The organism is Yoonia ponticola (assembly GCF_014199395.1).
In the GTDB taxonomy this organism is placed as follows: Bacteria; Pseudomonadota; Alphaproteobacteria; order Rhodobacterales; family Rhodobacteraceae; genus Yoonia; species Yoonia ponticola.
The window spans coordinates 1-26121 of sequence record NZ_JACIJM010000015.1; the positions used below are offsets into that span (position 1 = coordinate 1).

Below are 26121 nucleotides of genomic sequence, written 5' to 3' on the forward strand. Positions count from 1 at the left end.
AGCACACGAACAACGGCATGCTGTCACCGGTTGACTATGAAATGAAACAGCAGAAAATGAACAAGGCAGGCGTCTAGGAAGTTAGGGGCACCTCACACACCGCGCTGTAGCGCACCGGGCACTTCGCCAAACGCCATGGTCACAGCTTCGGACCCCAGACCTTCGAGGACATTGGCGGTCATGCGGCCAGAGGCGCGGACTTTCAATCCTTCGAGATCAGCGAGGCCAGCGATGGGCGCGTTGCAAAACACAATCTGTGCAGGGTAGGGTGCTGTGCCGATAACATGTGCATTAAATACGGATGCGAAAATGTCATCCATGATTGGCCGTGCAGCATCCAAAGCGGCTTTCGCTTCGTTGGCATCGCTGGCGACCAGCGGCACGTCCAGTCCTTCTAATGCTGCGCTGTCAGATACGGCATAGTCTGCGGCGGTCATGCCAATATGAAATACGCCTTGGGACATCATGCGGAACACGTCGCCGCCAGCAATGCCCATCTGGTCGTGAGTGGTAAGTGCCACCTCAAGTGTACCACCGCTGGCTTCTGGCAGGGCCGTTGTCCAAAATGGCGCTTCGTAGTTTTTGTGAAGCGGAAGGCCGCTCCAGCTACCGACAACGGAAAGGGTGTCTTGCGCGTGGGCTGCAGTGCCGAGCAAAAGCGCGGTGAGCGTGAATGTGATTTTGTTCATCGGAAGACCTCTGTTGGAAGTAGATGCTATTGCAACACCCTTGCAGCAAGGCTCAGGGGTGGGGGTGATTTTGTCAAATTCTATGTTTTGATATAACGCGATAACATATATCTATCACCTTGAACGGGGGATTCCATGAATTTTGACCAAGTTAAGACCTTTCTGACAGTCGCGCGGTTGGGTGCGGTACGCCGTGCCGCATCAGCTTTAAACCTGTCGCAACCAGCTGTTTCAAATAGAATTCTCGCGCTGGAAAAAGACTTGAACGTCACGCTGTTTGATCGCAGCGGTGGCGGCATGCAGCTTAGTCGTGCAGGTATACTGCTGGTCCCACATGCTGAAGTCTTAGAACAGACGATGAATAGAATTCGATCAGAGCTTATCTCGTCAGAGCTGTTCGAATCTGTTTTGCGCCTTGGTGTGATTGAGACAGCTGCAGAAAGCTGGCTTGCCGAATTCCTGACCCGCTTTCACCGCCTCTATCCGCGAGTTTTAGTCGAAGTGTCAGTCGATATCTCGGTAAACCTCCGCGAACAGATTTTGGAACGCTCGTTAGATCTCGCAGTCTTGATGGGACCAATTTCAGACTACACGGTCAGTAACGTGGCGCTACCGTCGGTCGAGATGGGATGGTTCAAGCAAGCGGGTACCGACGACCCTGATCTTGCGAAAACGCCGGTCATCACGTTTCACCGCAAGTCCCGTCCGTTCCAAGAAATCCACGCGCATCTAACGCGGCTCTACGGATCGGGCGTGCGCGTCTTTCCGTCCAGTGCGCTATCTACGGGGTTTGAGCTGGTCGGAGCTGGCATCGGTGCTGGTGCCTTTCCGCGACTGACGTCGCACAGAAGCATGGAAAGCGGGCGGGTCACATTGTTCGACCCAGGCTGGACGCCCAATTCGCTTACATTGTCCGCGTCATATCTGCGTGAATACGAGGGCACATTTATCGAGAAAGCCGTGCAATGTCTCAACGAAGTAGCGTGTACGTCTGACGGGAGCGCGCCCGATTGATCGTCCTTATTGATATCTTTTTGGCTTCGGTTCTGAAATTGCAGTGCACTGGACCTTTTGTGCTTTAGCGCTTCTGCAAATTTTGGCTTACCGGTCATTCCACCCCGACTACTTACGTTGCGGTCGCAGCCTTTTTGAAGTCATTCGTGCAGATTGCAGTATTTAATTTGGCTTGGATGGCCGTTACGCGGACCGAAATATCTAATCACACTTGGTCAAGTAGGTGTTCTCTAAGTCGCGCGAACGACGGCTTTTCGAGAAGCTCTCTTCGATAAACAATGTAATATCCAAAGCCTTCCCTTGCGATCGGTGCGCCAACGCGGACGATAGATCCAGATGCAACCAGATCGCCTTCTAACCCCTTAGTACCAATCCCAATGCCTTCGCCTGCACTCACCAAGTCAAGCATCGTTGGGTAACTGCGGATCGTGGAAAACTCCCCTGGGTCGGGAAGGGACTGACCTGTTAAGCCACACCAAACGGGCCAAGTGATCCAGCCTACATCATGAGGGTCGCCGTGATCAAAGATAAGGTGTGGGTCAAGTGTCGTTAATGGCGCATCGGGATCAAATTCCGGATGCCTATCTAAAAACCCGGGTGATGCTATGATCTGGCAATGCTCACTAAACAGAAGGTCCGCGCAATTTGTGCCAAAACTTCCTTTACCGTAGCGGATCGAAAAGTCGACAGACGGATCATCGAAGGCGCGATAATCATCGGCGGTCATGAAATTTACCGCGGCCTCGGAAGCCCGGCGCAGCGCACTAATCTTTGGCATCAACCACAGATGTGCAACGTCAAACGAGGCACCAACGATCAGCTCATTTTTGCCAATGCGTGTTACATCCCGAATGCCAAGTTCAAGGCGGTCCAAAAGGGGTGTCGCGAGATCTGACAAAAGGGTTCCCTCACGGGTCAATTGGATGACGCTGCCATTTCGCCGAAATAATGGTGAGCCAATCCAGTCCTCCAACCGCGCCACATGACGCGTAACGGCGGGTTGTGCGACAGACAATTCCTGCGCCGCACGGGTGAAATTTCTATGCCGTGCAGCGGCCTCAAAGGCGACGAACGCGTTGAGAGGGGGGAGTTTTCGCCGCACGATCAAGCCTCTTTTAGATAACAATAAGGTATGACAGCATTCCACTTTTATGGATTGCGGTAAAGCCAATTGGCCTGCATCTTGTGGCAAAGATTGCAGGAGTTTAACATTGGAAAAAGTCGCGTTCACCCAGATGAAAGATGGCACCAAAGAGGAATACGAGTTCCTGACAGCCCATGAGATCGATCACACCAAGCATACAGCAAAGCGGCTGATGGATGCATTAGTTGATTTGGACCAAAGTCTGTCGGGCTATAAGGTCACGCGATTGGGTCATTCACTGCAGTCCGCCACACGCGCTTGGCGCGCGGGTGCCGACATCGATTGGGTCGTCTCTGCTCTGTTGCATGACATTGGCGATATATACGCGCCTTATAACCATGATGAATATGCAGCGACGATCCTGCGCCCCTTTGTGCGCGAGCAATGCGCATGGTGCGTCCAGACGCATGGCGATTTCCAAATGCTCTATTATGGCCACCACGTAGGCGGCGACCCCAACAAACGGGATCGTTTCAAGGGCAGCCCATACTTCGACGACTGCGCAGCCTTTTGCGAAAATTGGGATCAGGCAAGCTTTGACCCAGACTATGATGACCTGCCGCTCAAATTTTTTGCGCCTATGGTAGAAGAGGTCTTTGCGCGCACACCTTACGACCCGGATGTCACCAAGGCTGGGGTGCGTGTCCCGTTGGAGAACGCCGCCTTGGCCGCTGAGCGCCAGTAAGTCTGATCTATGATCCGCTGACCGCTAAGAGAGCAGAACTAAGCCGTGGCAAGACCAAATTCGTTCAGCCCTTGAGGGAACGCCCATGCTGACTTTGTCTGGGGTGGGCTCTGCCTCTTAAATCGGAACCTATCGCTAATTAGCGCGTTGCATAGGGAGGAGGAGGCTAACAACCATGAAATTTTCACGCTCAAGCAGGTCGCGCGGCGATGGTTCACCCGATGTGACCGGTTTCTACGATGATGACACAGGTAGCATTCAGTATCTTGTTTCTGATCCGGACACAAAACGTGCAGCCCTCATAGATGTGCTTCTTGGCTTTAGTCCTGAAAGCGCTTCGGTTGACACAGCCTCTGCCGAAGCGATTTTGCGCTATGCGGAAAACGAAGGGCTCGAAATCGATTGGATCCTAGACACCCACCCACATGCCGACCATCTGATGGCTTCATCCTTTCTCAAGAAACGCTTGAATAAGCCGAATGGCATCGGCAATCGGGTCGTCGAAATTGCGGATTTATGGCGTGATTATTACAATTTACCTCATGCGTTTGATGCCCCTGCAGACTTTGATCATTTGTTCCAAGATGGTGACACCTTCAATATCGGTAATCTGCCGGTACGGGTGATGCTGTCCCCCGGACATACCCTTGGATCGATCACCTACATCATTGGGGATGATGCCGCGTTCGTACACGATACGTTTATGCAACCCGATGTCGGGACCTCCAGAGCCGATTTCCCAGGTGGCGCGGCCTCTGATCTCTACAGATCGCTACAAAATATCCTGAAATTGCCTGACAACACGCGTCTATTCGTAGGTCACGACTATGGCACGGAGTATCGTAAGCTGCCAGAGTGGGAGGCGACCGTTGGTGAGCAGCGCAAACATAATGGTCACATCGGCGGCGGCGTGCCCGAGGATGTGTTCATTGAGCAGCGCGAGGCGCGGGACAAGACACTGGCTCTGCCGGACCGGATGTTGCACGTCTTACAAATGAACCTTCGGGCGGGTCGTTTGCCCGACGCAGAAACCGGAGAAAAACGGTTTCTAAAAATTCCATTGAACGCGTTTTAAGGAGAAAATGATGAAAACCGAAAAAGTAGACAATGGTGTTCTTGAACACTGGTCACCAGAAGACGTGAAGGCTGCGTTTGATCGCAACGAAATAGTCTTGATCGACGTACGCACGCCTCAGGAATTCAGCTTGGAACGTATCAACGGAGCGTTGCTTGCCCCAATGCAGTCATTTGAACCAAGCCACATGCCCAGCCAGTCGGAAAAGCAAATCGTTTTCCACTGCGGTTCTGGCGTCAGATCCAGCAAGGTTGCCGTGAAATATCTGAATGCCGGCAATGAGCGCATTGCTCACATGGAAGGTGGCTTCGGTGCGTGGAAAAAATCAGGGTTAGAGTATACTGGCACAGACGTCTCTACTGGCGCGCCAAAATCCATGAAAGACTCTGCCAATTAGGAACGCACAAATAAGGACGTTAGGCAAAAACGATGAACGGTTGATCCCAAGCAGTTCTGGCTTGGCTACTATCGTAGCGCGGCGAGCCTGTTCTGGGATTACGCGCAAGAGACAGAGTTCGGTGCTCGCCTTCATGACATCCGCCACAAATTTGCGATTGAGCGCCTTAAAGAAGGTTGGTCGGTTTATCGCGTCCAGCGCTATATCGGGCACGGATCGGTAAAGACGACCGAACGCTATTACTTCCGATACCTGTCGCAAGAACAGCAGGTGATTGCCAACGCTGACGGCAATATAGGCCTTTGATACAATTCGGAACAGATTGATGAAAGCCCCGCCCGAAACGGCGGGGCTTCGTCGTTTTTGGAGGGTGCAAACGCTTGGCCTCCGTAAATAATCCTGCGTTGGAACGGCATAGTCGGCGCATGTAGTAAGGTGGAAACACGGCATAGTATGCCGAGTCTTCCTTGGGGCGGAGCGAAATACGGAATGCGGCTCCAGATCAAAAGTATCTTGAAATCAACTGTTTATGGCGGAGAGACAGGGATTCGAACCCTGGGAACGCTTGCACGCTCAACGGTTTTCGAGACCGCCCCGTTCGACCACTCCGGCACCTCTCCGCGTCTTAGTGGTGTGCGTCGTTTACTGATGCCGCGCGATGCGTGCAAGTCGGTTTCGGCGTCCTGACGCGCGGTTTTTTCTATTCGGGTTGGAAATCGACCTAAGCACACATATCTTATAGGAAATGACGCAAAAGGACCGATACATGCTGAACCGTTTGACCTTAGCCGCAGCGCTTTCGCTGACACCTGTGTTGGCCCACGCGAATGCGGCCAAAGAGGATATCGCAGCGTTATTTGCCGCCATGGACTTGCCAGAGATGGTGACGATCATGCGCGAAGAAGGGTTAGACTACGGCGAACAGATCGCCGAAGACTTGTTCCCGGATCGCGTTGGCTCTGACTGGCCCGATACCGTGTCGCGCATTTACGACTACGACGTAATGGTTGCAGGGCTTGAGACGCAATTGGGCGCGGCATTGGGCGACAGTGATGTGGCCAGCATGATCGCATTCTTTGAAGGGGACATCGGCCAGACCGTTGTTGGCCTAGAGATCGCGGCGCGTCGGGCGTTGATGGACGAGGGCGTGGAAGAGGCCAGTAAGGAATCCGCAGCCATAGCGCTCGCTGATGATAACCCGCGCATGGCGATGATCGACAAGTTCATTGAAACCAACGATTTAATCGAAACCAATGTCGTCGGTGCGATGAATTCCAACTATGCGTTTTACCTTGGCTTGCTGGACGGCGGGGCATTCGGCCAAGACTTAACCGAGGAACAAATCCTGACGGATGTCTGGAGCCAAGAACCGGAAATCCGCACCAACACTATCGAATGGGTCTATTCCTACCTGCTATTGGCGTATCAACCGCTAAGCGACGAAGAGCTTGAGACCTATATCACGTTTTCCCAAACCGACGCAGGCCAGGATTTGAACACCGCGTTGTTTGTGGCCTTTGACGACTTGTTCGACGAGATCAGTCGCGCGTTGGGTCTGGCATCATCGCTGAACATGGCGGGGCAGGACCTGTGATCCAACGGATTGCTGTGACGGCAGCACTTTGCGTGGCGGGCATGACAGCATCGGCAGAAGAAACGTTGCTGATGGCCTGCACATTCAAGGATGGCGCGACTGGCGTTTCGGTGACGTTTGACGACGGCATTGTGCACTACGCTTACGGGCCGTCCAAGCAGGAACCTGATCTGGCGCTATCCGAGCCTGCGGTTGATATTGACTACACCCCTTGGCCAGGTGTCAGCAGTTCGATTTGGGAGGCGATCGCTTTTACCAACGGTGACTTTCGCTACGAAGTCGGCATGAGTTTTGCCCGCGATCCAGAGAGTATTGAAGTGAACGGCGGCATCTCGATCAGCGAAAACGGGACGGAAATTGCATTTCTGCACTGTGATACGGGGTCGGGGTATTTTGTTTATGACGATCAAATCGAAAAGACGAAGCATGCAGCAGGGCTCTGTGTGGACCACGGGCGCGACCCAAAATGGGCGCCTTGCGAAGGCTGAACACTAATTCAATCCGCGTGTGATGGACGCCAACCACGCGGATGACGCATTTTGGAAATTATCGCCTGAATCCAAATACTTCTGCCTAAAATTTATGCATATCTCTCGGGCGCTAAGTCCTGAATGCTGCATTTGCACATCGCGCCTGCGCACCAACTCTGTGTCGCACCTGCAACCACTGATTGCGCAGATATGAACGCCCCGCAGCCGCCCCAATCCACAAATCCCCGTTTTCACTGAGAAAATGCCTATGCACCAAAAGTGTAGATCGAATGGCATTCCTGCGCTAGCGTTCAGGTATGGCCAGTCAAAATACAACCCAGCGGTACAGTTTGGGAGACTGGCAATCACCAACCGAGAGGGAAGATTTATGAAACTAGTGATCGGACTTGATGGGCAAAGTTCAGGGGAAAAGGCTCTTGAATTTGCGACCCAGCTCGCGGCCAACATGGAGACCTGCGAATTAATCGTGGTCTACGTGATCGAATGGTCGCCGTTCTCATTCCAGACAGCAGAGGAAAACGCGCAACGCCACAAGCGGCGCGAAGAGGAAATCTCGATTGCGACCGATCGGGTGCTGACCCCGGCAATCGACACACTGACCAAGGCGGGCCTGACGGCACGCGCAATCGTGCGCCATGGGGATGTGGCCGACACGATTGACGCGATTGCCCATAAGGAAGGTGCAAGCCAAATCATCATTGCACGTTCCAGTGCAGGTGGTTTTTCCAAGCGTATCTTTGGCAGCTCGACCGCAAACCTTGTGATGAACGCCCGCGTTCCTGTCACTGTTGTCGTATGAGGAATGGTATCATGAGTAACATTTACAGAGTTTTCTTCACAGTCGCAGCCTTCTTTGCGGCCGCAATTCCAGCCGCAGCCCAAGAAGCCGCCCAAGAGGTGGTGCTGACGATGGACGAAAAAGTGAACGCAGCTTTCTCAAGCGCGACAGGCTGGTTCGTGAACGGCATTTTCATGTCGATACCGGGCACAAATTTCCCGTGGATCGTGATGTGGCTGGTGATCGGTGCAACCGTCTTTACCATCTACTTTGCAGCCGTGCAGTTCCGCTTCTTTGGGCATGCGATTGCCTTGGTAAAGGGCGATTATTCCGATCCTGATGACGCAGGCGAGGTCAGCCACTTTCAGGCTCTTGCCACAGCGCTGTCAGGTACTGTCGGACTAGGGAACATCGCTGGTGTGGCTGTGGCCGTTGGTATCGGTGGCCCGGGTGCTACGTTCTGGATGATCCTTGCGGGTCTGCTGGGCATGGCGTCCAAGTTTACCGAATGTACGCTGGGCGTGAAATACCGCAACGAATACCCCGATGGTAGTGTGTCGGGTGGACCGATGTACTACATCGCCAAAGGCTTTAACGAACTCGGCCTACCGGGTGGTAAAATTCTGGCGGTCGTCTTTTCGATCTTCTGTATCCTTGGCGCATTGGGCGGCGGGAACATGTTCCAAGCGAACCAAGCACACGCACAGATCACCCAGATCACCGGCGACTTCCCAGGTTGGATCACGGGCATCATCTTTGCGACTATCGTGTTTGCAGTGATCGTCGGCGGCATCAAATCCATCGCGAAAGTCACCGAGAAAATCGTGCCTTTGATGGGCATTTTATACGTCGGTGCTGCGTTGATCGTTCTGATCGTGAACTACAATCTGATCGGTTGGGCCTTTGGTCAGATCTTTGCTGGTGCTTTCACAGGTCTTGGCGTTGCTGGCGGCATGGTGGGTGCCTTGATCCAAGGCTTCAAACGGGCTGCGTTCTCGAACGAAGCGGGCGTTGGGTCAGCGGCGATTGCGCACTCTGCGGTGAAAACCAAAGAACCGATCACCGAAGGCTTTGTGTCCTTGCTTGAACCCCTAATCGACACCGTTGTTGTGTGTACGATGACAGCCCTTGTGATCGTCATCTCACAGCAATTGATCATTGATCCGAACACAGGCAACTACGTGCTGAACGAAGCGGGCACAGCGATTGCGACAGTCGGTGATACATCCGGCGTGGCGCTGACATCGGCAGCATTCGGGTCAGCAATCAGTTGGTTCCCATATGTCTTGGCGATTGCAGTGATCCTGTTTGCGTTCTCGACAATGATTTCATGGTCATACTACGGCTTGAAAGCATGGACCTACCTGTTCGGCGAAGGCAAAACCAAAGAGCTGATCTTCAAGATCATCTTCTGCATCTTCATCGTCATCGGTGCAGCGGCTAGCCTCGGTCCAGTCATCGACTTCTCTGATGCTGCGATCTTTGCAATGGCGGTGGTCAACATCTTCTGCCTGTACTTCTTGATGAAGATCGTCCGCAGAGAGCTGGTCTCTTACAGTGCGCGCCTGAAATCCGGCGAAATCCAGAAATTCACCCACTAAGCGCTGCACATGATATATCACGACAAAGGCCGTCCCATGTGGGGCGGCCTTTTTGCTGCGCAGAGACGTCGCTTAGTTCGAGCCATACACCATCAACGCTGTCACCAAGGCACCGGGGTTCGCGTCGTATAGACCAATATCACCACGCAATTGGGTCAGACGGGCAGGGCGCTCTGCCAACGGAATACCTGCCGCTTCCATCGCTGTGCTGATCGCCGGACCGCCGCCTGAGTTGATTTCAGGGATGATCTGATCGAACGTCGATTTCACCGCCAGTTCGACCTGTCCACGCCGTTGCGTGTAAATCGCGTTCTCGGTCATCGACGTCAGAGCATTCACCGGCAAAAGCAACGGATTGCCGATGTGATTGGCGTCGCTACTGCAAGCTGCTATAAATATCAGGGAAATAAGTGAAATGCGCATGGTTTTGGCCTCGTTCAGGGCTTGACTTGAAACCCATCTGCGCACATAAGCCGCCATCTCAGCAAGTGACTTGCTGGGACTAATGCGAAAAACTGCCTATCAAGGCACGCAGTCCACAGGTACCTAACACCCGTTCAATCGGGGGCCTCAGAGACGCGAAAGACAAAGGAATACACTATGTTTGCGGTTCTTAAAACCGGTGGCAAACAGTACAAAGTTGCATCAGGCGACGTACTGCGTGTCGAAAAATTGGATGCTGCCGCTGGCGACACAATCCAATTCAACGAGATTCTCATGGTTGGTAACACTGTTGGCGCGCCTCTCGTGGCTGACGCTGGTGTTCAAGCCGAAGTTGTTGACCAAATCAAAGGCCCTAAGACGATTAACTTCGTTAAGCGCCGTCGTAAGCACTCTTCTGCACGTAAGAAGGGTCACCGTCAGCAGCTCACAGTTGTTCGCATCGGCGATATCCTTGAAAAAGGCGCTGAAAAGTCCGGCGTAAAAGCTGCGGTTTCCGGTGCTGGTAAAGTTGTCTGCGAAGGCATCATTGCTGGTAAAGGCGCCCCAACATCCAAAGCTGCCGAAGCTGCTGCAAAGCGCGCTTCGACACCTAAGGCTGCTAAAAAGGCTGACGCTGCACCTGCAAAAGCCGCACCAAAGAAAGCCGCCAAAGCTGAAACCGCACAGGTTGACGCCGAAGCAGCAAACGCTGGTACAAAACCTGCCAACCTGCTCAAAGAAGCACGCGGCGGTAAAGCTGACGATCTGAAGCGTATTTCAGGCGTTGGTCCAGCACTTGAGAAGAAGCTGCACGCAAACGGCATCTTCCATTTTGACCAAGTTGCGGCTTGGAATGCTGAAGAAATCGCCTATGTTGATGATCAATTGTCATTCAAAGGCCGTATCGAACGCGACGAATGGCTGAAGCAAGCCGCAGAATTCGCTAAAGAAGCGTAAGGAGAGACACCAATGGCACATAAAAAAGCAGGCGGTTCATCCCGTAACGGTCGCGACTCAGCTGGTCGCCGCCTTGGCGTGAAAAAGTACGGCGGCGAAGTCGTCATTCCAGGTAACATCATCATGCGCCAGCGTGGCACTAAGATGTGGCCAGGTATGGGTGTCGGCATGGGCAAAGATCACACGATCTTCGCAACCATCGAAGGCAACGTACAATTCCACAAAGGCCTCAAGGGCCGCACCTTTATTTCGGTTCTCCCAGTGGCGGAGGCCGCTGAGTAAACCGAAAGTTCCAAGGTTTAAAATTTGGAAGGGATCGGTAATAACCGGTCCCTTCTTTTTTTGTTCATACAAACGACACGATATATCCTTAGACCATATTTTTCTGATGTGAGGCCCTCGTTTTTTTGAGGGGAAGCACCGGTTTTTCGAGGAGGGAAAGCCATGATGCACAATACAATCGCAACGCCCGACAAGGCGGCGACCAACAAACAGATCACAATTGAGGCTGACCGCTTTGTGCTGCGTCCGTTACGCAGGTCTGATGTCGGGCTGGTTGCCATGTATGCGAGCGACGAACGTATTGCGCGCGGGACGCGGGCAATGCCGCATCCGCTACCACCCGGCACGGTTGAGGCCATGATTGACCGCGCCAGCGATGCTGAACGGACCGAAGATATCTGGATTCTCGATGGCACAGCAGGCGGCAACGCCGAGGCGCTGGGTTTGATCAGTCTCAACCACATCGACCGCGACCAATCCGAGATTTTCTACTGGATCGCACCTGCATTCTGGAACACGGGTCTGGCGACAGAAGCTGTGCGCGCATTGCTTGCCGCAAACCCACATAACGCCAAACAGATTTTCGCAGAAGCGTTCCAAGACAACCCAAGTTCGGCCCGCGTGCTGACAAACAACGGTTTCGACTATCTGGGCGACGCAGAAGCGTATTCAGTGGCCCGCAAAGCAACGGTGCCAACATGGACATATATGCTCAAACTGGTGTGACACCGCTACCCGTGATCCAAACGGCGCGGCTAGAGCTGCGCCCGATGGTCATGGCCGACGCGGATGCGGTGGCAGCACAACTGAACACGCTTGATGTGTCGCGTTGGCTGACCGTTGTACCTTACCCATACACGCGCGACGATGCCGTATGGTTCATTAACGAAATCGCGGCAGGTCGTGCCAAAGCGTGGGCGATCTACAAAGCCGACACGCTGATCGGCACAGTCGGCGGCGGCACATCCCACGGATATTGGCTAGGGCAGGCGTATTGGGGCCACGGCTACGCCACCGAAGCCGCCTTGGCCGCCTGCGCTTATCACTTCGACGCGACGGAAGACGCCGCAATCACCAGCGAATATTTCCTTGGCAACACGGCATCACAAAATGTGTTGCGCAAAATCGGGTTCCTACCGACAGACCTGCGCACCACGCGCTGCAAGGCCACGGGCGAAGACGTACAGGCGCAAGGCGTTATACTCACCCGCGATCGCTGGAAGGCGCTGCACAATGCTTGATCTAACCTACCATGAACCCTCTGCCGACGATCTGCCCGAGATGACAGCACTCGCGTCGAACTGGACCATCGTGCGCCAACTGGGCGGTTGGAAATGGCCGATGGACCCCGAACAGGTCGCGAAATACTGCAAACCCTTTGAAGCCAAAGGCTTTCTTTGGACTATCAAAGACGCAGGCGAATGGGCAGGGCGCATCGGTGTCACCGGCACAACGCTTGGCTACACTTTACCGCCAGCCGTCCACGGTCGCGGCATCGCCACCCAAGCCGTCTACGACGCAACCGCGCATTTCTTTGCAACAACAGACCACGCCGCACTTGATGCAACCACATGGATCGACAATCCCGGCTCGCACCGCGTGCTGCTGAAATCCGGCTTTACCCATTGGTATACAGGCTATGAACAGGCCCAAGCACGGCGTCATCCGATCCTATGTCGGCACTACCGTCTCACACGGACCCAATGGGACGCCTTGAGAGCCAGCGCAAAATAGCGTAAGCGCCTCTCAACACTGTTAGAAAGACCCCAATCCTATGAAGTTCCTCGATTTCGCCAAAGTCTACATCCGCTCGGGCAGCGGCGGCGGCGGCTGTGTTTCATTCCGTCGTGAGAAATTCATCGAATACGGTGGTCCTGATGGGGGCGACGGCGGCAACGGCGGCTCTGTGATCGCGGTAGCTGTGGAAAGCCTGAACACGTTGATCGATTTCCGCTACCAGCAGCACTTTTTCGCGAAGAATGGCCAGCACGGCATGGGCTCGCAACGGACGGGGGCTACGGGCGACGACATTATCTTGCGTGTGCCAGTCGGGACCGAATTGATCGACGAGGACGAAGAAACCGTTCTGTGCGACATGACCGAAGTCGGCCAGCGTTTCGTGATCGCCAAAGGCGGCAACGGCGGTTGGGGCAACCTGCACTTCAAATCATCGACAAACCAAGCCCCACGTCGCGCGAACCAAGGCCAAGACGGCATCGAGCGCACGATCTGGTTGCGCCTGAAATTGATCGCTGACGTTGGTCTTTTGGGCATGCCGAACGCAGGCAAATCCACATTCTTGGCCGCCACATCCAACGCACGGCCAAAGGTCGCGGACTATCCGTTTACCACGCTTGTCCCGAACTTGGGCGTCGTAGGGGTTGATAACGTTGAATTTGTTGTGGCCGACATTCCTGGCTTGATCAAAGGCGCATCCGAGGGACGCGGACTTGGCGACCTGTTCTTGGGTCACGTCGAACGCTGCTCGGTCTTGCTGCACCTTGTGGACGGGACATCGGGCGATCCGGTCGGCGACTACGAAACCATCATTGGCGAACTCGAAGCCTACGGCGGCGATCTGGCCAACAAGCCACGTGTCACCGTGATGAACAAAATCGACGCGCTCGACGACGAAGAACGGGCCTTCATCAAAGAAGAACTCGAAGCATCCGTCGGCGGCCCCGTGATGACAATGTCCGGCGTCAGCACCGAAAACGTGACCGACGTGTTGCGGGCGTTGCGCGACCAAATTGACGCTGACAAACTGCGCCACCGCATCGCGGAGGCGGTCGAAGAAGAAGATGACGAGGACGCGCCGTGGCAGCCTTAATCGACGCAAAACGGCTTGTCGTTAAAATCGGTTCGGCACTACTGGTAGACCGCGACACAGGCGCGTTTCGGGGCGACTGGTTGCAATCGCTTGTGGATGACGTGGCCGAAATTCGGGCGCGTGGCACAGACGTAGTGCTGGTGTCGTCCGGTTCCATCGCACTCGGGCGTGGCGTACTGAACCTGCCCGCAGGGACATTGCCGCTGGAACAGTCACAAGCCGCAGCCGCTGTCGGACAGATCAGATTGGCACGCTACTACGAAGAAGCGCTCGCCAAACACGGGCTGTCCGCCGCGCAGGTGCTTGTGACCCTTGAAGATTCCATGGACCGCCGCCGTTATTTAAACGCGCGTGCAACGATGGAAACGCTACTGTCGCTTGGCGTCACGCCCATCGTGAACGAAAACGACACGATTGCGACCGACGAAATCCGCTACGGCGACAACGACCGTTTAGCGGCGCAAATCGCGGTGACAATCGGCGCGGATCAACTGGTGCTGCTGTCCGATGTGGACGGTTTCTACACCGCCAATCCGCAAATCGACGTCACGGCAAGACGGCTCGACGTGATCGACCAGATCACGCCCGAGATCGAAGCGATGGCAGGCGACGCGGGTTCCGGCCTGTCCAAAGGCGGCATGAAAACCAAAGTCATGGCGGCGCGTGTCGCTGTTGACGCGGGCTGTGCCATGGCGATTACATTAGGTTCACCTTTGAACCCTTTGAAAACGCTCGAAAACGGTGCGCCATCCACATGGTTCACCGCGCAAACTGACCCGCAAGCCGCACGCAAACGCTGGATCGCTACGATGAAACCAGCGGCGCAAGTGGTGATCGATGCGGGCGCCTTGGATGCGTTAAACCGAGGCAAAAGTTTGCTACCTGCAGGCGTCACTGGCGTGCGCGGTAGCTTTGGCCGGGGCGACCCGGTGACGATAGAAAACGAGGCAGGTCAAGCACTTGGCGTGGGACTCTCACGTTACACAAGTGTCGAGGCGCTCCAAATCATGGGGCTTCGGACTGCCGAAATCGAAGACGTGCTTGGGTACAAGGGCCGCACGGCCCTGATCCATCGCGATGATATGGTATTGTGAGGAATATATGACCGAAATCAAAGAAATGATGCACGAAATTGGCGCAAATGCACGTGCCGCGGCTGCGATCCTTGCTGCGACACCGTCTGAGGCCAAGCAAAAAGCACTCGAAGCGGCAGCTGACGCTGTTTGGGCGCAACGGGCGCACATTATCGCCGAAAACGCCAAGGACATGGCGTTTGGCGCGAACAAGGGCCTCAGCCCTGCGATGATGGACCGCCTGATGCTCGACGAAGACCGCGTGCAAGGCATGGTTGACGGGTTGCGGGCAGTCGCAGCGCAGACCGATCCGGTCGGTGAGATCACCGAAGAATGGACGCGGCCAAACGGTCTGAACATCCGTCGCGTACGCACCCCCATCGGTGTGATCGGCGTGATCTACGAAAGCCGCCCAAACGTGACGGCCGACGCGGGTGCCTTGTGCCTGAAATCCGGCAACGCGGTGATCCTACGCGGCGGGTCCGAAAGCTTCCATTCCGCTACCGCGATCAACGATTGCTTGCAAGAAGGCCTGCGCGCCGCCGGCCTACCCGAAGCCGCGATCCAACTGGTGCCAACACGCGACCGCGAAGCGGTGCAGGCGATGTTGCAAGCCGTGGAACATATCGACGTGATCGTGCCACGCGGCGGCAAAGGCCTAGTTGGTCTCGTGCAAAAAGAAGCCCGCGTGCCAGTTTTCGCGCACCTCGAAGGCATCTGCCACGTCTACGTTGACGCATCCGCCGACCTCGAAAAAGCACGCGCCGTGCTGGTGAATTCCAAAACCCGCCGGACTGGGATTTGCGGATCTGCCGAAACCGTCCTGATCGATAAAGCATTTTTCGACGCGCAAGGCTCTGTTCTTGTTGATGATCTTGTCGCAGCAGGTGTGGAAGTCCGCGCCGGCGAAGGCTTGTCTGGGATCAAAGGCACAACACCTGCCAAGCCTGACGATTTCGGCCGCGAATTTCTCGATATGATCATCGCGGCGCGTATCGTGGACGGCGTTAACGGGGCGATTGAACACATCCGTGAATTTGGATCAAACCACACCGATGCGATTGTGTGCGAAGACGACGCAGTCGCAGAAACCTTCTTTACCCACCTCGACAGCGCAATCTTGATGCGCAACGCATCCACTCAATTCGCGGACGGTGCAGAGTTCGGCATGGGTGCCGAAATCGGGATCGCGACAGGTAAATTGCACGCGCGCGGCCCCGTTGGTGCGACACAGCTGACCAGCTTTAAATACCTCGTCACTGGCGACGGCACAGTCCGGACCTAACGGACAGTTACAACAATTTGGCCCTCCGCAACTGCGATATCCAGCGTGCGGCGGGCCTCTTGGACAACCGATGGCAACAATGCAAATTGCACCTGTGCGGGCGTATGTTCAAAACCAAGCCGTAAATTTGTCAAACTTTCCCAAAGCGGTTCGTCGTGAATTAATCGTTCACCATGCGCGGTGAGGGTCCAAACATCATCTTCCACCGCAATCGTCACATCACCGCCGCGTGGAAACGCCGTCTCGAAACACATCAACATCAAAAATGCGATACGCACATCGCGTCGCGCATGACCCGTTTCAGCCTGCCAGTAATACGTAAAACGACCGGTTTTCGCGGTGGCTGAAAGGATCGACAAAACTTCCGATCTCTCAATCATCTGATCCGTGGCAGCCGCGCCGAACGCCACGCGGAAAAACCTGATACGTGCATTCGCGTTTTCGACACTTTCGCTGATTAACGCAATTTCCGGCCCGACGTTGTTGGCAGTCAAACTGATCAACTCAACACCATTGCCGATTGCGCCAATAGGGCTGATAAGGTCGTGGCAAATCCGAGAACCGACAAGTGCAGCAATATCGTTGCGCATAAAAATGAACCTAACGTAAATGAGCGACGATGTCAGAAATGAACGCGATTCTTGAACCCGGCATGATTGTGCGCCTCGTCGATAAGCCTGAATGGGGCGACGGGCAGGTGCAGTCCAATATCGGCGGCAAAATCACGGTTAATTTCCGTGAAGAAGGTAAAGTTGTCATGAACGCCGCGCATGTCATTCTCGAAATCGTCACTTTCTAAATTTATATGCAACCTAAAGTAATCTGATTGCGGATGCTGTCAATGCAACCTTGTTTTGTTTAAACCAAAAATGTTGCTAGAAGGTTAACGCAATGAACTATGCCCGAAACGCCAGCATAATGCAGGTATCGCTATGAATATCGCATCTCAGCAACCACGTTTTTCCGTATCACTCGCGCAGTCGGATGAGGATATCGCAGCGGTTCAGCGGTTGCGTTACGATGTTTTTGCGGCCGAATTGGGGGCCTCTGGCGCTGGAATTGACCACGCAGATGGTCGCGAAAGCGATGTATTTGACGCCTTTGCAGATCACCTTATTTTGCGCGATATTACATTAAGTTACCCCAATCAAATCATTGGAACGTATCGACTTTTGTCGGATGATAATGCCCGTGCCGCTGGCGGATTTTACTCAGCCTCGGAATATGATCTGACCACATTAACCACGAGTGGTTTCAAGCTGCTTGAACTCAGTCGCTCCTGCATTCTACCAGCGTATCGTGGCGGGACGGCATTGCTGCGGTTGTGGCAAGGGTTGGCTGCCTATGTTGAAGATAATAAAATCGACTATCTATTTGGTGTCGCGTCATTTTCTGGTACCGACATCACCAAGCATCAGCAAGCGTTAACCCTGTTGCATGACCAACACCTCGCCCCCAAATCAGTCCGCACCATGGCGCAGGGAGACGGTGCTGTGCCGCTGCAACAAATGCCATTAACCACTATAGATCGCAGGTCAGCAATGATGGCTATGCCGCCGTTAATAAAGGCATATTTGCGAATGGGCGGCGTTGTCGGCGATGGGGCTTTTGTCGATCATGACTTTCAAACGATTGACGTATGTATGATCCTGGAAACCGCCCAATTATCCGCACGGCATCGCGCTTTTCTAGGGTCTAGTTAACGTGACAAAACCTTGGGATTTAGGAAATCACCCAGAACTGCCTAAAATCGGTGTGATTGGATGGTTTCATGTGGTGCGACGTGGGCTGCCGTTGGTCATCTTAATATTTAGCGGGCTGATTGTACTTCTATTGATCCGTCTAATCGAAGCGCCAATCTGGAAAACATGCCGGCCGATCACGCCCCACATCACGCAGTTCGTGTGTAGAAATGCGTTTTATATCTTGGGGATACGGCACGAAGTTCAAGGTGAAATTATGCGCGGGCCCGGTGCCATTGTCGCCAATCACGCATCGTGGCTGGACATTTTCGCGTTGAATGCGCGGAAACGTATTTACTTCGTTTCCAAGTCCGAAGTTGCCAATTGGCCCGGCATTGGTTGGCTTGCGCGGGCGACTGGCACTGTTTTCATCAAACGTGATCGCAAAGATGCCGCCAATCAGATCAACGTCTTCCAAACTAGATTAGAAGCGGGCCATAAGTTATTGTTTTTCCCCGAAGGTACGTCGACGGACGGTCTTCAGGTTCTCGCCTTCAAGCCCACGTTATTTGCCGCATTTTTTGCCGACGGCCTGCGTGAAACGATGCGCATCCAACCTGTGACGGTTAAATATCTGCCCGCAGATGGCGTCGATCCGCGCATTTATGGTTGGTGGGGCGATATGGATTTTGGGCCGCATATGCTTGCGACACTCGCGGCAAGTCATCAAGGTGCGGTCAGTGTGCGCTACCACGCACCTGTTCAGGTACGCGATTTCGCCAATCGAAAAGACCTTAGCTTCGCCGTGGAAGCCGCTGTTCGCGCTGGATTAAGCGACGATCGCTGAACGTAGATCGGCAAAGGCCGCGACTGGATCTTCTGCTGACCAGATCTCGTTTCCAATGCCAAAGAAATCGGTGTGCGGCGAGATTTTGGTGATCAACTCTTTGGTTAACGCACCTTCCGCGACCACTGGCACTTCGATCATCATCGACCACCATTCAAACAATTCGAGTTCCGCTTGTGACCCATCGCCCAGCGACGTTTGTCCGCACGGCCCAAAAGCCACGTAATCAACGCCCAACTCGCCAGCAGTCATGCCATCATGGCGCGAATTTCCGCAAAAACTGCCAACAATCGCGTCGTCGCCCAAATCTTTGCGCACTTTTTTAACGGATCGCGCACCATCAGTCAGGTGAACACCGTCTAGTCCCAAGCGATCAACCAGCTGAATATGCGTATCGATCACCAAAGCTACATCGCGGGTGTGGGTCAATTCGCGCAGCGCATCCGCTGTGCGTGCAATCAGATCTTCGTCTTTAGTTCCAAGGGCTAAGCGGACGCAGCTAATGTCAGCAGCATCAAGGCATGCAGCCAAGATATCAGGATATGTCATCAATTCGATCTCAGCCGGAGTGATCAAATACAGCTGGGGCAAGTCTACGTCGGCCATGGGAAAATTCCGTCTTTTGTCTGATGTTGCATCCCTTTAGCCTGATTTGTACGCCTTGGCTATGTGTGACGCACAGGTCTTAACCTTGTCTTGCCGCGCCGCGCGACGTATCACGCGGGCAATCTGCAAAGGACGCCGCAATGCCGCAAGAGACCTCACAACCCGCGTTTGTTCTGATCCGCCCGCAGATGGGCGAAAATATCGGGGCTGCGGCCCGTGCGATGTGGAATTTCGGGCTAGATCGGATGCGGATTACCGCGCCGCGTGACGGTTGGCCGAACCAAAAGGCCGTAGCAATGGCCAGCGGTGCGGGGCGTCTTTTGGACGAGGCGATCATGTGCGAAACAACGGCCGAAGCGGTCGCAGATTGCACATATGTTTACGCGACAACGGCTCGTCCGCGTGAGTTGACAAAGCCTGTTTTTACACCTGCTCACGCTATGAAAGACGCCGCGCAACGCATTGCAAATGGTGAAAAAATTGCAGTTCTGTTCGGGCCAGAACGGTCCGGTATGGAGAATGATGATATCGCCAAAGCAAATGCGATTATCTCAGTCCCGGTTAACCCTGATTTCGCATCGTTAAACCTTGGGCAATGTGTGTTACTGACCGCCTATGAATGGCGTCAGGCGACGGTTGAAACCACGCCCGCTACGGTTTCGATGGAAGGCGAATGGGCGTCGCAGGCCGAAATGGAAGCCCTCGCAACCCATTACGAAGACCGGATGACCGACGCTGGTTTCTTCTACCCGGAACACAAAGCGCCTAGCATGAAAATTAACCTTCGCAACCTGTGGTCGCGGATGCCACTGACCCGCGCAGACGTGCAAATGCTGCACGGCGTCATGCGACAAATGGTGCGCTGGAAAGAACGCGGGCCAGACGACAGATAGGCTTACAGACATCATTCAGATTGCGTACACAGGCTGTACGGACATATAAATAAGACCGGAGACCGTGATGGCGACCAAACCGCGCAGTATTTTCGAAGACGTGAACACAACCGAAAAACAAGCCGTCACAACAGGCGGAATCGACGCCAAAGGGCAGGGTGCGCGACGCGGAATCAGAGCGTGGCTCTGCGTGTTGTTCGCACTGGTCGTGTTAATGATTGCTGTCGGAGGGTTAACGCGGCTCACGGATTCCGGGCTGTCGATCACGGAGTGGAAACCGGTTTCGGGCGCGCTTCCGCCACTTAATGCTGCCGATTGGCAGGTCGAATTTGATAAATACCGCGCATTTCCAGAGTACCAAGAGCAAAACAAGGGCATGTCCCTGACTGAATTCCAGTTCATCTACTGGTGGGAATGGGGCCATCGCCAATTAGGCCGCTTTGTTGGCGTGGTTTGGGCGCTTGGATTCGTCGGTTTCGCAGTAACACGCAATATCCCCACAGGTTGGACCGGACGGCTTTTGTTCATCGGCGCATTGGGCGGACTGCAGGGCGTAATCGGCTGGTGGATGGTCTCAAGCGGCCTCGAAGACGGCATGCTCGACGTTGCATCCTACCGTTTAGCGACGCATTTGGGCCTCGCATTTGTGATCCTCGGTGTGATCGCATGGTACATCCTACGGTTGTCACGTCGATCATCGGACCTGTTGCAAGCGCGCAGGCTCGGAAATCCCGCATTGGCACGTTGGGCCGCGGTTTTGATCGGTGTGACGAGCATTCAAATCCTGCTTGGCGCATTGGTTGCAGGCATCGACGCGGGCCGTGCATTCCCCCAGTGGCCGTTGATGGCTGACGCCTTCTTACCGCCTGATCCGCTATCCTTAACGCCGATCTGGCGTAACTTTTTCGAGGACGCCGGATTGGTGCAATTCATGCACCGCATGACTGGATACGTGTTGTTCGCTCTTGGCATTTTCGTTTGGTCGCGCGCCCGTAAATCGGCCAATGCGCAGACCCGTTTTGGGTTCAACATGGTATTGGCGATGATGGTTCTGCAGATGCTGCTAGGCATCGTCACAGTGCTGTATTCCGCGCCTTGGCACGTGGCGATTGTTCACCAGTTTGGCGCGGTGGTTTTGTGGGTACTCGTAATGCGTGCGCGGTTCCTCGCAATTTATCCGCTGCCGCAATCTGTACGAGGTGCATCTAAATGACTGCTTATAAAGATTTAATGGCGTTTCAACGCGAGACTGAAGCATTGTCTGGCGTTGCAGGCATGCTCGGCTGGGACCAAGAAACAATGATGCCAGACGGTGCTGCCGATCAACGTGCAGAAGAGCACGGCGCGATGGCCAACATGCTCCATGCGCGACGCATCGACCCACGTATTGGCGACTGGCTGGCAACGGCTGATGCGCCCGATGATGTGGCGGCCGCGAACCTGCGGCAGATCAAACGGTCCTATGAGCGCACCATGAAAGTTCCCGCGACTTTGGCGACAGAGCTCGCCAAAACCACGTCGCTCGCGCATCGCACTTGGGCGAAATCACGGGCAGAAGAAGACGTCGCATCGTTCCTGCCCATCCTGCAGAAAGTCGTCGATTTGCGTCGTGAAGAAGCGGCGGCCGTGGCCGGTGACACCGATCCATATGACGCGTTACTGGACGATTACGAGCCGGGTGCGACCGGTGCCGAACTTGGTGCGATGTTCGACGCGCTTCGGCCACGGCTTGTGTCTCTGCGAGCGGCGATTTTGGACCAACCTGCGCCGGTTGTGTTAACCGGAACTTTTGACGAGGCGGGCCAACTCGCGTTGTCCGAAAAACTGGCCGCTGCGTTTGGCTACGACCTGACGCACGGGCGGATCGATAAGGCGCTGCATCCGTTTTCTAGCGGGTCTGGTCTGGATGTGCGGATCACAACACGGACTGAAGAACGTGATCCATTCAATTGTTTTTACTCGACAATCCACGAAGTTGGTCATGCATGTTACGAGCAGGGCATCGACCGCAAACATCTATTAACCCCGCTAGGTGCTGGTGTCTCGATGGGCGTTCACGAAAGCCAAAGCCGGATTTATGAGAACCAATTGGGCCGATCTGAAGCATTCACAAGCTGGCTATACGGACAAATGCGCGACGTGTTCAGCGACTTTGGTGTGGCTGATGAACGCGCGTTCTACGGTTGTGTTAACCACGTTTCGGACGGATTTATCCGAACCGAAGCCGACGAAGTGCAATACAACCTCCACGTGCTTTTACGCTTCGATTTGGAGCGCGCATTGATTGCGGGTGATCTGGCTGTGGGCGACCTTGAAGCCGCATGGAATGATCGGTTCTTGGCGGACTTCGGTTACGCTGTGGACAAGCCATCGAACGGCGTTTTGCAGGATGTGCACTGGTCCGAAGGTCTGTTTGGGTACTTTCCGACGTATACATTAGGCAATGTTTACGCGGGATGTTTGAATGCGGCGATGCGCAAGGCTGTGCCAACGGTCGATGCGGATTTGGCACAGGGCGATACTAGTGCCGCGACGGCGTGGTTGCGCGAAAATGTGCAACAATTCGGTGGATTGTACCAACCTACGGATTTAATCACCCGCGCAACGGGTGCCGCACCGACGGAAGCACCACTATTGGACTACCTTGAGGAAAAATTTCGCGGCATTTATAATCTCTAAACGCTAGGTTCACGACCAATTTGGCGGGCGCTTTTCAAGGAATGCTTGTATGCCCTCGTTGGTGTCGTCGTCCTGCATGTTCGTAACCATGACGTCACCCGTGAACGCATAGGCGTCTTGGGTCGTCATCTGGGATTGGGCGTAGAACGCGGCTTTGCCGTAACGCACTGCGGCGGGTAGTTTTTCGGCAATTTTGGCGGCAAGTTCACGTGTTGCCGAACCTAAATTTTCTGAGCTAGCGTAAGAATTTATCAGACCAAGTTGATGTGCTTCTTTGGCGTCTATGAACCGACCCGTCGTCAGCATTTCGAACGCCGATTTGGTTGGAATGTTACGGGTCAACGCGACCATTGGTGTCGCACAGAAAAGCCCGATGTTCACGCCGTTCACTCCGAATTTTGTATCCTCCGCAGCGACGGCCATGTCGCATGTCGCGACCAATTGGCAGCCTGCCGCAGTGGCGATCCCGTGGACTTGGGCGATCACGGGTTGGGGCAACGTCTGGATGCGCTGCATCAACGCGGCACAGCGGGTGAACAGGTCTTTGAAATAGGCCGCACCTTGATCCGGTGCGTTGCGGCCCGCTTGCATTTCTTTCAAATCGTGGCCTGCGCATAACGCCTTACCGCTGCCCGAAAGGATCACGACGCGGATTGTATCGTCTTTGGCAATTGTATCGAGTTCCGCATGCAAGGCTGCGATCATTGCGTCCGATAGCGCGTTGAGCCGCGTAGGCGCTGTCATTTCGATGTGGGCGATATGGTCTGCGACGTCGCGTGAGAGCAGTGTCATGGGCTTGCCTTTGCGCTGGTTTCAGAGAAGCTTAGGCGGTGAACGGGAGTGAGGAAAGACATGGTTAATACATTGCAGATGGATATTCCGGCGTTGAACGCATTTTTGGAACGCGATTTCGCGCAGGTGGCGGGCATGTTTGGCTTAGATTCGTTAACAGAGGACATTTTGACAGTCCGGTTACGGGTACAAGAAGAACACTTGCGACCGGGTAACACGGTGTCGGGTCCATCGATGTTCGCGCTCGCAGATGTGGCAATGTATTTAGCGGTTTTGGCACGGATCGGGCCTGTTGGATTGGCCGTAACGACCAATTGTAGCATCGATTTTATGCGCAAACCTGTGGCCGGTGTCGACCTGATTGCCGAGGCACGTGTCTTGAAAATGGGTCGCGTTCTCGCTGTGGGTGATGTGCTGATGTTCAGCGAAGGGCAGGCGGCGCCTGTTGCGCGTGCGTCGTTAACCTATTCAATCCCGCCAAAATAAAAAAAGGGGCCGGAAAATATCCGGCCCAGTCAGGAAGATCGTTAAAATAGGGCGTTAGCGTTGGTAAAAACGCTTGTTTGCTTCGCGTGCAGCCTCGTGTTTGGTGACACCGATGTCGGCCAATTCACACGGATCAAGGCGGGAAAGTGCGCGTCGGGTGCGTTTGTTCATGTCCCATTTGGTCGCCATCACCGCGACGGCCACAGCAACGCGGGCGAGCGTAGGAAGCTGGGCCTGACCGTTGAGTAGAGCAAGTTGCGCGGGCTGGATGGCATGGATTGACATGATGCGTCCCTTTCAAATTGTATTGACACATTGTATTATTGTTCGTATGTAATGGATATATTGTACCGATGTATAAGGTCGAGAGAATGATTGTATCCGATACAAGATGGCAGCCAGAGATATCTGGCGCTGGCCGTGCGAAGTATAAGGCGCTGGCCCAAGCGATCCGCGAAGGCATTGTATCGGGACAATTAACCGCCGGCGAACAACTACCGCCTGTACGCGAATTGGCCTACCGCATCGGTGTCACTCCGGGGACCGTTGCCCGCGCTTATGCGGTACTCACGGACGAAGGGCGTCTGACCGCTGGGGTCGGGCGCGGCACCTTTGTGACGGAACGCAAAGCCACCACGCAGTCGATTTGGGATACACCTGCGATGCTAGATCCGACGGCGGATTTACCAGACCGCGTGCATCTATTAAGCCCGAAAATGCCCGAAGCCGGGCAGGGTGCATTAATCCGCGATGCGCTTCAGGCGTTGTCGACGGACATGGTGCCAGAACACCTGCTGAACTACCCAAGCCGTGTGACGGACATTGCTGCGCGTCGTGCGTTTAAGGCGTCGATTGCCGACACCCCGATTGGCCCGTTTGATGAAGATGATGTGATTACGTCGCACGGCGGCCAAAGCGCAATTGTCATGATTTTACAAACAGTTCTGCACGGACCTTCACCTGTTATTGCGGTTGATGAACTCAGCTATGGCGGCTTTCGGTCGGCGGCGGTGATGTCGCGTGCGCAAGTGGTTGGTGTGCCGTGGGATGACGACGGACCGGACCCTGCTGTGCTCGAAGATTTGATCAAAACACAAGGCGTTCAGGTGTTTTGCACCTCTGCCGAAGTGTGCAATCCGACGGTGCGCACGACCTCGACGCCGCGCCGCAAACAGATCGCAGCGCTTGCCCAGCGATACGGCATCCACATCATCGACGACGACTGCTACCGCCTGATGCGGACCAAACATCTGGGACCAAGCTACCGCGCACTTGCGCCTGAATTGGGGTGGTATGTGACGTCGCCATCAAAGTCGCTGTCGGCTGCACTTCGGATCGGCTTTGCGGTGGCGCCTGTGGATTGGTCATCGAACCTTGCGCGGACCTCGACGTTCCATTCCTTTGGGGTCACACGGCTTGTAACCGATTTGTATGCATACATTATGGCGCGTGATGAATTGCCTGACGTGATTGACCGGATTAACGCGCGTATTGCCCAAGACGTGCGGGCCGCTGTGAGCATTTTGGACGGCCATACGGTAACATGGTCCGAACAAGTGCCGTTTCTTTGGCTAGAACTGCCGATCGGCTGGCGTGCTGGTGAATTTAAACAACGCGCCGAAAGCGCTGGCGTGTTAATCAAGTCTGCGGAAGATTTCGCGCTGCGTGATGGCCGCTCGAACCATGCTGTGCGGATTGCGATCAACGGTCAGGTGTCACATGACCATTTTGCGGCGGGGATTCAGACGTTGCGCGACATGCTCGACAATCCACCGGATGCGATTTCGGTGTAAATAAGTGGGGTATATTAATACCTTA

At 54.5% G+C, this 26121-nt stretch carries 32 protein-coding genes and 1 tRNA gene; 25 read left to right on the forward strand and 8 right to left on the reverse strand.

Annotated features, from left to right (window positions below):
- Positions 1–92: 92 nt before the first annotated feature.
- Positions 93–689, reverse strand: coding sequence for a TRAP transporter substrate-binding protein DctP (gene dctP, locus FHS72_RS16980; protein ID WP_183530935.1), 597 nt, complete (start codon positions 687–689; stop codon positions 93–95).
- A 135-nt stretch (positions 690–824) separates the two neighbouring features.
- Between dctP and FHS72_RS16985 the strand changes: the two genes are divergently transcribed.
- The gene (locus FHS72_RS16985) at positions 825–1703 is read left to right on the forward strand and encodes a LysR family transcriptional regulator (protein WP_183530936.1); all 879 of its coding nucleotides are present in this window, start codon (positions 825–827) and stop codon (positions 1701–1703) included.
- A 205-nt stretch (positions 1704–1908) separates the two neighbouring features.
- Here the strand turns inward: FHS72_RS16985 and FHS72_RS16990 are convergent, their stop codons facing one another.
- Positions 1909–2805 (reverse strand): LysR family transcriptional regulator, encoded by an 897-nt coding sequence (locus FHS72_RS16990; protein ID WP_183530937.1) that lies wholly within the window; start codon positions 2803–2805, stop codon positions 1909–1911.
- A gap of 133 nt (positions 2806–2938) precedes the next feature.
- On the opposite strand from FHS72_RS16990, the gene FHS72_RS16995 reads away from it, so the two are divergent.
- From FHS72_RS16995 to FHS72_RS18680, 4 genes are all read left to right on the forward strand, one after another.
- Entirely contained in the window at positions 2939–3532 is a 594-nt protein-coding gene (locus FHS72_RS16995; RefSeq protein WP_221235463.1) for an HD domain-containing protein, read from the forward strand.
- A 175-nt stretch (positions 3533–3707) separates the two neighbouring features.
- Positions 3708–4607, forward strand: a complete 900-nt coding sequence (locus FHS72_RS17000; RefSeq protein ID WP_183530939.1) for an MBL fold metallo-hydrolase — start codon at positions 3708–3710, stop codon at positions 4605–4607.
- A 10-nt stretch (positions 4608–4617) separates the two neighbouring features.
- On the forward strand, positions 4618–5004 hold the full coding sequence (locus FHS72_RS17005; protein WP_183530940.1) for a rhodanese-like domain-containing protein: 387 nt from the start codon (positions 4618–4620) through the stop codon (positions 5002–5004).
- Positions 5005–5091: 87 nt separating this feature from the next.
- Positions 5092–5310, forward strand: a complete 219-nt coding sequence (locus tag FHS72_RS18680; RefSeq protein ID WP_183530992.1) for a tyrosine-type recombinase/integrase — start codon at positions 5092–5094, stop codon at positions 5308–5310.
- 224 nt (positions 5311–5534) lie between these two features.
- Here the strand turns inward: FHS72_RS18680 and FHS72_RS17015 are convergent.
- A tRNA-Ser gene (locus FHS72_RS17015) sits at positions 5535–5624 on the reverse strand.
- A gap of 146 nt (positions 5625–5770) precedes the next feature.
- Here FHS72_RS17015 and FHS72_RS17020 point away from each other — a divergent pair.
- The 4 genes from FHS72_RS17020 (at position 5771) to FHS72_RS17035 (ending at position 9468) form a co-directional block, all read left to right on the forward strand.
- On the forward strand, positions 5771–6598 hold the full coding sequence (locus tag FHS72_RS17020) for a DUF2059 domain-containing protein (protein WP_183530941.1): 828 nt from the start codon (positions 5771–5773) through the stop codon (positions 6596–6598).
- On the forward strand, positions 6595–7086 hold the full coding sequence (locus FHS72_RS17025) for a hypothetical protein (protein ID WP_183530942.1): 492 nt from the start codon (positions 6595–6597) through the stop codon (positions 7084–7086). The genes FHS72_RS17020 and FHS72_RS17025 overlap by 4 nt, the downstream gene beginning before the upstream one ends.
- Before the next feature lie 370 nt (positions 7087–7456).
- Positions 7457–7888 (forward strand): universal stress protein, encoded by a 432-nt coding sequence (locus FHS72_RS17030; RefSeq protein WP_183530943.1) that lies wholly within the window; start codon positions 7457–7459, stop codon positions 7886–7888.
- Between the two features lie 11 nt (positions 7889–7899).
- Positions 7900–9468 (forward strand): alanine/glycine:cation symporter family protein, encoded by a 1569-nt coding sequence (locus tag FHS72_RS17035; protein WP_183530944.1) that lies wholly within the window; start codon positions 7900–7902, stop codon positions 9466–9468.
- Between the two features lie 72 nt (positions 9469–9540).
- Here the strand turns inward: FHS72_RS17035 and FHS72_RS17040 are convergent, their stop codons facing one another.
- Complete coding sequence (locus tag FHS72_RS17040) at positions 9541–9891, reverse strand: hypothetical protein (protein ID WP_183530945.1); 351 nt, start codon at positions 9889–9891, stop codon at positions 9541–9543.
- A gap of 177 nt (positions 9892–10068) precedes the next feature.
- Here FHS72_RS17040 and FHS72_RS17045 point away from each other — a divergent pair, with 177 nt between their 5' ends.
- The 8 genes from FHS72_RS17045 to FHS72_RS17080 all read left to right on the forward strand — a co-directional run bounded on the left by FHS72_RS17045 (position 10069) and on the right by FHS72_RS17080 (position 16318).
- Positions 10069–10848 (forward strand): 50S ribosomal protein L21, encoded by a 780-nt coding sequence (locus FHS72_RS17045; protein WP_183530946.1) that lies wholly within the window; start codon positions 10069–10071, stop codon positions 10846–10848.
- A gap of 12 nt (positions 10849–10860) precedes the next feature.
- Entirely contained in the window at positions 10861–11130 is a 270-nt protein-coding gene (gene rpmA / locus FHS72_RS17050; protein WP_183530947.1) for a 50S ribosomal protein L27, read from the forward strand.
- A 162-nt stretch (positions 11131–11292) separates the two neighbouring features.
- Positions 11293–11856 carry a GNAT family N-acetyltransferase gene (locus FHS72_RS17055; protein WP_246414847.1) on the forward strand — a complete coding sequence of 188 codons (564 nt, stop codon included), beginning with the start codon at positions 11293–11295 and terminating at the stop codon, positions 11854–11856.
- On the forward strand, positions 11829–12371 hold the full coding sequence (locus FHS72_RS17060) for a GNAT family N-acetyltransferase (protein WP_183530948.1): 543 nt from the start codon (positions 11829–11831) through the stop codon (positions 12369–12371). The genes FHS72_RS17055 and FHS72_RS17060 overlap by 28 nt, the downstream gene beginning before the upstream one ends.
- A complete protein-coding gene (locus tag FHS72_RS17065) occupies positions 12364–12864 on the forward strand; it encodes a GNAT family N-acetyltransferase (protein WP_183530949.1) in 501 nt (166 codons plus the stop codon). The genes FHS72_RS17060 and FHS72_RS17065 overlap by 8 nt, the downstream gene beginning before the upstream one ends.
- A gap of 40 nt (positions 12865–12904) precedes the next feature.
- Positions 12905–13960 (forward strand): GTPase ObgE, encoded by a 1056-nt coding sequence (gene obgE / locus FHS72_RS17070; protein ID WP_183530950.1) that lies wholly within the window; start codon positions 12905–12907, stop codon positions 13958–13960.
- Entirely contained in the window at positions 13948–15054 is a 1107-nt protein-coding gene (proB, locus tag FHS72_RS17075; protein ID WP_183530951.1) for a glutamate 5-kinase, read from the forward strand. Before obgE ends, proB begins: the two co-directional genes overlap by 13 nt.
- A 7-nt stretch (positions 15055–15061) precedes the next feature.
- Entirely contained in the window at positions 15062–16318 is a 1257-nt protein-coding gene (locus tag FHS72_RS17080) for a glutamate-5-semialdehyde dehydrogenase (RefSeq protein WP_183530952.1), read from the forward strand.
- On the opposite strand, the gene FHS72_RS17085 is transcribed toward FHS72_RS17080, so the two are convergent.
- Positions 16315–16908, reverse strand: coding sequence for a histidine phosphotransferase family protein (locus FHS72_RS17085; protein WP_183530953.1), 594 nt, complete (start codon positions 16906–16908; stop codon positions 16315–16317). The two genes, FHS72_RS17080 and FHS72_RS17085, sit on opposite strands and share 4 nt — an antisense overlap.
- A gap of 29 nt (positions 16909–16937) precedes the next feature.
- On the opposite strand from FHS72_RS17085, the gene FHS72_RS17090 reads away from it, so the two are divergent.
- The 3 genes from FHS72_RS17090 to olsA all read left to right on the forward strand — a co-directional run bounded on the left by FHS72_RS17090 (position 16938) and on the right by olsA (position 18847).
- The gene (locus tag FHS72_RS17090) at positions 16938–17117 is read left to right on the forward strand and encodes a DUF3553 domain-containing protein (RefSeq protein WP_183530954.1); all 180 of its coding nucleotides are present in this window, start codon (positions 16938–16940) and stop codon (positions 17115–17117) included.
- A gap of 133 nt (positions 17118–17250) precedes the next feature.
- Entirely contained in the window at positions 17251–18021 is a 771-nt protein-coding gene (locus tag FHS72_RS17095) for a GNAT family N-acetyltransferase (RefSeq protein WP_183530955.1), read from the forward strand.
- A gap of 1 nt (position 18022) precedes the next feature.
- Complete coding sequence (olsA, locus tag FHS72_RS17100) at positions 18023–18847, forward strand: lyso-ornithine lipid O-acyltransferase (RefSeq protein WP_183530956.1); 825 nt, start codon at positions 18023–18025, stop codon at positions 18845–18847.
- On the opposite strand, the gene FHS72_RS17105 is transcribed toward olsA, so the two are convergent.
- Positions 18830–19453: a thiamine phosphate synthase gene (locus tag FHS72_RS17105; RefSeq protein WP_183530957.1), complete on the reverse strand. Its 624-nt coding sequence runs from the start codon at positions 19451–19453 to the stop codon at positions 18830–18832. The genes olsA and FHS72_RS17105 overlap by 18 nt on opposite strands.
- A gap of 140 nt (positions 19454–19593) precedes the next feature.
- Here FHS72_RS17105 and FHS72_RS17110 point away from each other — a divergent pair, with 140 nt between their 5' ends.
- The 3 genes from FHS72_RS17110 (at position 19594) to FHS72_RS17120 (ending at position 23025) form a co-directional block, all read left to right on the forward strand.
- Positions 19594–20346 carry an RNA methyltransferase gene (locus FHS72_RS17110; protein WP_183530958.1) on the forward strand — a complete coding sequence of 251 codons (753 nt, stop codon included), beginning with the start codon at positions 19594–19596 and terminating at the stop codon, positions 20344–20346.
- A 67-nt stretch (positions 20347–20413) separates the two neighbouring features.
- A complete protein-coding gene (gene ctaA, locus FHS72_RS17115) occupies positions 20414–21559 on the forward strand; it encodes a heme A synthase (protein ID WP_183530959.1) in 1146 nt (381 codons plus the stop codon).
- On the forward strand, positions 21556–23025 hold the full coding sequence (locus FHS72_RS17120) for a carboxypeptidase M32 (protein WP_183530960.1): 1470 nt from the start codon (positions 21556–21558) through the stop codon (positions 23023–23025). Before ctaA ends, FHS72_RS17120 begins: the two co-directional genes overlap by 4 nt.
- Before the next feature lie 9 nt (positions 23026–23034).
- Here the strand turns inward: FHS72_RS17120 and FHS72_RS17125 are convergent, their stop codons facing one another.
- The gene (locus FHS72_RS17125) at positions 23035–23817 is read right to left on the reverse strand and encodes an enoyl-CoA hydratase (protein WP_183530961.1); all 783 of its coding nucleotides are present in this window, start codon (positions 23815–23817) and stop codon (positions 23035–23037) included.
- 60 nt (positions 23818–23877) lie between these two features.
- Here FHS72_RS17125 and FHS72_RS17130 point away from each other — a divergent pair, with 60 nt between their 5' ends.
- Positions 23878–24303 (forward strand): PaaI family thioesterase, encoded by a 426-nt coding sequence (locus FHS72_RS17130; protein WP_183530962.1) that lies wholly within the window; start codon positions 23878–23880, stop codon positions 24301–24303.
- A gap of 54 nt (positions 24304–24357) precedes the next feature.
- On the opposite strand, the gene FHS72_RS17135 is transcribed toward FHS72_RS17130, so the two are convergent.
- Positions 24358–24588: a DUF1127 domain-containing protein gene (locus FHS72_RS17135; protein ID WP_183530963.1), complete on the reverse strand. Its 231-nt coding sequence runs from the start codon at positions 24586–24588 to the stop codon at positions 24358–24360.
- Between the two features lie 86 nt (positions 24589–24674).
- Between FHS72_RS17135 and FHS72_RS17140 the strand changes: the two genes are divergently transcribed.
- On the forward strand, positions 24675–26096 hold the full coding sequence (locus FHS72_RS17140; RefSeq protein ID WP_183530964.1) for an aminotransferase-like domain-containing protein: 1422 nt from the start codon (positions 24675–24677) through the stop codon (positions 26094–26096).
- The last annotated feature ends 25 nt before the right edge of the window (positions 26097–26121 follow it).